The organism is Streptomyces boncukensis (assembly GCF_011045075.1).
GTDB lineage: Bacteria > Actinomycetota > Actinomycetes > Streptomycetales > Streptomycetaceae > Streptomyces > Streptomyces boncukensis.
Genome location: NZ_JAAKZZ010000454.1, coordinates 1 through 5,956 on the forward strand (window position 1 = coordinate 1; position 5,956 = coordinate 5,956).

Annotated in this window: 6 protein-coding genes; 2 read left to right on the top strand and 4 right to left on the bottom strand. The window is 75.2% G+C overall.

Annotated features, from left to right (window positions below; genetic code table 11):
• Window positions 1-118 precede the first annotated feature (118 nt).
• Window positions 119-763: an RNA polymerase sigma factor gene (locus tag G5C65_RS29415; protein ID WP_206442407.1), complete on the top strand. Its 645-nt coding sequence runs from the start codon at window positions 119-121 to the stop codon at window positions 761-763.
• Window positions 760-1,386, top strand: a complete 627-nt coding sequence (locus G5C65_RS29420) for a hypothetical protein (protein WP_165302087.1) — start codon at window positions 760-762, stop codon at window positions 1,384-1,386. Before G5C65_RS29415 ends, G5C65_RS29420 begins: the two co-directional genes overlap by 4 nt.
• Before the next feature lie 38 nt (window positions 1,387-1,424).
• Here the strand turns inward: G5C65_RS29420 and G5C65_RS29425 are convergent, their stop codons facing one another.
• From G5C65_RS29425 to G5C65_RS29440, 4 genes are all read right to left on the bottom strand, one after another.
• Complete coding sequence (locus tag G5C65_RS29425; protein ID WP_165302088.1) at window positions 1,425-2,219, bottom strand: DeoR/GlpR family DNA-binding transcription regulator; 795 nt, start codon at window positions 2,217-2,219, stop codon at window positions 1,425-1,427.
• A 5-nt stretch (window positions 2,220-2,224) separates the two neighbouring features.
• Complete coding sequence (pdxA, locus tag G5C65_RS29430) at window positions 2,225-3,277, bottom strand: 4-hydroxythreonine-4-phosphate dehydrogenase PdxA (RefSeq protein ID WP_165302089.1); 1,053 nt, start codon at window positions 3,275-3,277, stop codon at window positions 2,225-2,227.
• Window positions 3,277-4,695, bottom strand: coding sequence for a four-carbon acid sugar kinase family protein (locus G5C65_RS29435; protein ID WP_338146723.1), 1,419 nt, complete (start codon window positions 4,693-4,695; stop codon window positions 3,277-3,279). Before G5C65_RS29435 ends, pdxA begins: the two co-directional genes overlap by 1 nt.
• A gap of 529 nt (window positions 4,696-5,224) precedes the next feature.
• Window positions 5,225-5,956 (bottom strand): GntP family permease (locus G5C65_RS29440; RefSeq protein WP_241266143.1); only part of this gene is annotated, 732 nt, incomplete at its 5' end.

Consider the following 5,956-nt stretch of genomic DNA (forward strand, 5'->3'; position numbering starts at 1 on the left):
CTCCCTCTCCCTCCTCCTCCGCCGAACCGGCGGTCCCCCTTGCCCGCGCCCGGTGTAACGCTTCTGCCGCGCCCCGCCAAGTAAGGGTGATGTCCGGTTCGACGAGGAGGTACGCACCTTGACATCCGACACCCGAAACCGGCGCGGACCCGCCGCGGCGATACGCGATCCCGCGGCGTTCGAGGTCTTCTACCGGCGCCATGTCGACGCGGTCACCCGCTTCATGGCCAGACGCGTGTCCGATCCGCACACCGTCGCCGACCTCACAGCGGAGACCTTCCTCGCGGTGATCGACTCCGCGCACACCTACCGTCCGGGCCGCGGCAGCGAGACCGCCTGGCTGTACGGCATCGCACGGAACACCGTGTCGGCGGAGTTCCGGCGCAGCGCGCGGCAGGCGGAGCTCGGCAGCCGGATCGCCGGGCGCCGGCTGCTGGACGAGGACGACATCTCCCGGCTGGAGGACAAGCTCGACGCGGAGCGCGCCGCGCGGCGCGCCCTGGCCGCGCTCGACGGCCTGCCGGAGAGCGAGCGCGCGGTCCTCGAACTCGTGGTCGTGGACCAGCTCACCGTCGCCGAGGCCGCCACCGCGCTGGGGATCCGCCAGATCGCCGCACGGGTCCGGCTGCACCGGGCGCGCAAGGCGCTGCGGTCGGCGGCAGCCGTAGACGTCCCGGACACGGCAGACACGGCGAACGCAGCGGGCACCGCGCCGGGAACTCCGGGTCCTGCGGGACTCGCGTACACCAGGGGAGAGGCATGAGCACCCAGACCTTCGAGGACAAGCTGCTGAACGAACTCAAGCGCGAGGTGCTCCTCGCCCCCGGCGCCCCTGAGGAGGCCGCGCGGGCGCGCCGCCGGGTCACGCCGCGGCGCGCGGTGCTCGCCACCGCCGCCGTCGGGGCCGCGGCCGCCGCGGCGGTCGCCCTGCCCGCCTCCACCGGCAGCTCGGCGGCGTACGCCATCCACAAGCACCGGGACGGCAGCATCACCCTCACCCTGCACGAACTGCTGGTCGACCGCGCGGAGCAGCACGAACTCGCCGAGCGCCTGCGCTCCGAGGGGGTCCGGGTGAGCTTCGACGAGCTCAAGCCCGGCTACCACTGCGGTCAGCGGCGTGGAAACGGCACCACGCACATCCTGCTCGGCATGCGGACGGGGCCCACGTTCGAGGAGCCGACGGGGCGCCCAACCGTCACCGAGGCCGAGCCGGCCCGCGAGGACCGGTGGAAGATCCGGCTGAGCCCCGGCGACTACCTGGGTTTCGAGAACGAGGCCCGCGACGGCGGCAAGCTGACCATGCGGAGCTTCTTCACCTCCACGACCGAACCGAAGCCGTGCAAGCCCGTACCGGACGCACCGGCACCGCCCGAGCCGCGTGGATGACGCGGAGCACCGCCCCGTACCCAGCCGCGCTTCGCGGGTTACGGCGGTGGCGCGGCTCGCACCAGGGTCACCGACTCCTCCGCGCAGCGGCGTTCCAGGTCCTGCGGGGCCTCCGTGTCGGTGATCAGGGTCCAGCCCTCCCCCGGGAGGGCCCACGCGGGGGCGTCCGGGGCCAGCTTCGCCGCGTCGGCCAGCACCGCCACCCGCGCGGCGCGCGCCGCGATCCGCTCCTTGACCGCCGTCTCCTCCAGCGTCGGCTCCCCCACCCCGCGTACCGGGTCCACCGCGTCGGCCCCCAGGAACGCCGCCGCGAACGACAGCCGGTCCAGCGCCAGGTCGACCAGCGGGCCGACCATGCCGTGGCTGAGCGGGCGCACGCTGCCACCCAGCAGCACCAGTTCGATCCCCGGCGCGTCCGCCAGCAGCGTGGCCGTCTCCAGGCCCCGGGTGACGACCGTGCCCTCGTGCCCCGCCTGTGCGAGCCGCCGGGCCAGGGCCGCGCAGGTCGTGCCCGCGTCGATGAAGACCGCGCCCCGCTCCGGGACCAGCGCGTGCGCCGCCGCCGCGATGGCCGCCTTGGCCTCGGGCCGCACCAGGGCGCTTTCCGCGACCGGCCGCTCCTGGAGTGCCTCCGGCACCACGGCCCCGCCGTACGTCCGCGCCACCCTGCGGTCCTCCGTCAGCCGCCCCAGGTCGCGGCGGACGGTGGACGGGGAGACGCCCAGCGCGGCGGCGAGCTCGTCGACCTGCGTGGTGCCCTCGCGGAGCAGCCGCAGCAGGCTCTCGTGGCGGGCACGGGTGCCCCGGCGGGGTGAGGGGGTGTCAGTTGCCATCGCTGTCAGGTGCCGTAGGTCTCGCGGATCAGGGGGGCGTACGGGGCGTAGTCGACGGCCGCGCGGTACGCGGAGAGCATCGTCGCGTGGTCGGCCCTGCCGGTGCCCGCGATGTCGAACGCCGTGCCGTGGTCGACCGACGTGCGCAGGATCGGCAGCCCCACGGTGACGGAGATGGTGCCGTCGAAGTCGTAGGTCTTGGCCGGGATGTGGCCCTGGTCGTGGAAGTGCGAGAGGACGCCGTCGAAGCGGCCCGTCAGGCCCTGGTGGAAGACGGAGTCGGCGGGGACCGGGCCCGTCACCTCCAGGCCCTCGGCCCGCGCCGCCGCCACCGCCGGGGCCAGGTGGACGATCTCCTCGTCGCCGAAGGCGCCGTTCTCGCCGCCGTGCGGGTTGATCGCGGCCACCGCCAGCCGCGGGTGCTCGGTGCCGAAGACCCTCAGCGCCGTGACCGCCTCCCTGATCGAGTGCCCGACGCGCTCCTCGGTGATCTGGTCGAGGGCCCGGCGCAGCGACACATGCCTGGTGGTGAAGAAGATGCGCAGGTGGTGTCCCTGCGCGTGTCCCTGCGCGGCGGTGTTCCGCACCACGAACATGGTGTCCTGGCGCGTGACCCCGGTCAGTTCCCCCAGCATCTCGGTGTGCCCGAGGTGCCGCGAGCCAGTCTGCCAGATAGCCTCCTTGTTGATCGGGCCGGTGACGATGCCGCTGACCGCGCCGTCCAGCGCGGCGCGCGTGGCGACCTCGATCGCGGTCACGGCGGCCCGCCCGGCCCGCGCGTCGACGGTTCCCCACTCCGGTACGTCCGCGCCGAGCACCCCCGTGTCGTGGACGTCGATGACGCCCGGCCCGGCGGGCGGGACGGCGAAGTCGCGCACTTCGCGCACCTCGACGTCGACCCCGGCGGCGCGCGCCCCCTTGCGCAACGCCTCCGCGTCGCCGACGGCGATGCCGTGGTGGCCCTCCTCTCCCGCGATCTCCGCGAGTGTCCGCGCGGTGATCTCGGGACCGATGCCCACGGGGTCGCCGAGGGTGACGGCCAGTACGGGACGGTTCATCAGTCCTCCTTCTGTGCGGTCTGTGTGTGTTGTGTGTGCTGCGTGTGCTGTGGTTGTTGTGTGTGCCGTGGTTGGCCCGGGGTGTTCCTCGCGTCCGCCGCGCGGACGTGTCTGCGGGCCACGGCCGCGGCGCGCCGCAGATAGCTGACGCAGTCCACGGTCGTGCCGGCGTCCCCGACGAGCCCGCCCTTGGTGACCACCGGCAGCCCGGCCCACGGCCCGCCCACGAAGCTGCCCGCGACCGCGAGCGGCACCAGCTCCTCCTCGACGTCCAGGCCGCGCGCCGCCAGCTCCGCGAACAGCGCCGCCGCGACGTCGCCGCCGGTCGCGAACAGCCCGTCGACCCTGTGCCGTTCGAGTGCCCGGCGTGCGGTACGGGCCAGGGCGCGGGGCAGCAGCTCGGCCTCGCGGGGGCCGATCCGGTCGACCACGTCCGCGTCGTCGAGCACGGTCGTGAGCAGCACCACCTCGTCCGGGCCCGCGCGGCCCAGCGCCGCGTCCAGCCGTGCCGCCGCCTCCTCGGCCTCGGCCGGGGTGCCGCTGCCCGGTATCCGTACGGCGGTGACCGGGAACTCGGCGCGCAGCCGGGCGAGCTGCAGCCGGGTGAGGCGGGTGGCCGAGCCGGATACGGCGAGCACGGGCGCGCCGCCGGTGTGCCGGGTGAGGCCCAGCGCCCGCGCGAGCGCCACCGTGCCGGGGCCCGGGTCGACGCCGACCCAGACAGGGTCCGGATCCGCGTCGTCCCGCGCGGTCGCGCCGACGGCGGCCTCGGCGACCCGGTCCAGGTGCTCGGTGGTGAGCGCGTCGGCGATCAGCACCTCGGCCCCCTCGGCGAGGGACTTCGCGACGAGCGCGCGCAGCTCGCCGCCGTCGGTTCCGGTGACGGCCTCCAGCGGCAGCAGGGCGGTACGCAGCTCCGCCTGCCGCCGCAGCAGCGCCGCGACGTCCGAGGTGGGCAGCGGCGAGCGGGGGTCGCGGGCCAGTTCGGTCTCCTCCAGCCGTACGCCGTCGAGAAGCTGGCGGCCCTGCACGGTCAGCCGTCCCGCCTCCGGGTGCGCGGGCGCGCACAGCGCGACGGCGCGCCGTCCGGTGGTCTCGCGTACGGCGCGGAGCGCGGCCTCGGTGGTGGCGCCGAGGTTGCCGCGCAGCGTGGAGTCGACGCGGTTGCTCACCAGCGCGGCGGACGGCCCCGCGGCGCGGATGAGGGCGCGCATCCGGGCTGCGGCCTCGGCGGGCGGGCTGTGCCGGGCGTCGGTGCTCGCGACGACCACGTCGAAGCGGGTGGCGAACTCCGCGGCGACGCGCGGGTCCTGGTCGGCGCCCACGGTGACGGCGCGCATACCGGTGCGGGCGAAGGCGGCCGCCGTCGCGTTGGCGCCGGTCAGGTCATCGGCGATGACCAGCACTCCGCTGTTCACAGTGCCTCCTTGTGGCTGCGACGTACGCCTGCGGCGGGCCTCTCCCCTATCCCGCCCCTTCCCGCAGCGTAAGTTGGGGACTGCATCCGATAGCGGCTTCGCCGCGGGCCCCCAAACCCCCAGCCGCACACCCGGCATCGGGCCGCGGACACCCGCCTCGCGGGCGTCCTGCCGGGCACGCCCGCCGCCGCCGCTCCGGCGGAGCGCCGCTTCTGCCGCTGCGAGCGGCGCGAACGTGGCCGGAGAGCTCCTGACGCCCTCAGCGCAGGGCGAGTCCAGGGGCTCCGCCCCTTCGCAACCCCCGCCTGACGGCGGTGGGGGTGCGCCGCCGTTGGCGGGTGCGGGGCTGCGCTTGCCCACCCTGCGCCCCTGGCGCAGACTGCCCAAGCGCCGGGGGAAGGGGCGCGCAGGTGCGCCCCGTCAGGGGCGCGGGAAACTGCGCGAGCGGCCACGGCGCCAGGCGCAGACGGCGGCGCAGCAGGGCCCGGCAGACGCGTCCCCGGGCGCCGTCCCGGGAAGAGGCGGGCGCTCACAGGACCACGCTCGCGACCAGCAGCAGCGGCAGCGAGCCGAGCCACACCGCCGTCGTGATGCCGGACCAGCCGCGCAGCGCCGCGACGCCGTCCAGCCCGGTGAACCGGGTCACCACCCAGAAGTAGGAGTCGCTGAAGTAGCTGAAGACCATCGAGCCCGCACAGCAGCCCAGCGCCGCCAGCAGCGCCGAGATCCCCAGCCCGTCGACCAGCGGCGCGGACACCGAGGCCGCAGTGATCATGGCTACCGTCCCGGACCCCTGAGCGAGCCGCACCAGGGTCGCGATGAGGAACGGTACGAGCACCCCCGGCAGGCTCCAGGAGGCGATGGCCTCCGCCATCTCGTCCCCGACCCCGGACGCGCGCAGCACCTGGCCCAGCGCGCCGCCCGCGCCGGTGATCAGGATGATGAGCCCCGCCGAGGAGGCGGCCTCGGACAGCCAGCCGCTCACCTGCGTACGGGTCGTCCAGCGCGGCAGCAGCACATAGACGGCCAGCACCAGGCCGATGAGCAGCGCCACGACCGGGCTCCCGATGAAGGAGAGCGCCTCCGGGACGGGCGAGGGATCGTACTTGTCGTCGTCGCCGACGGCGTGCTGCGCGTTCTGGTCGATCGCGGTCGCGACCGTGTTCGCGACGATCAGCAGCAGCGGCACGAGGAGGGGAAGGAAGGCGGTGAACGCGGAGATCCGGTGCGGCGCGGCCCCCTCGGGCGGGGTACCGAGCGC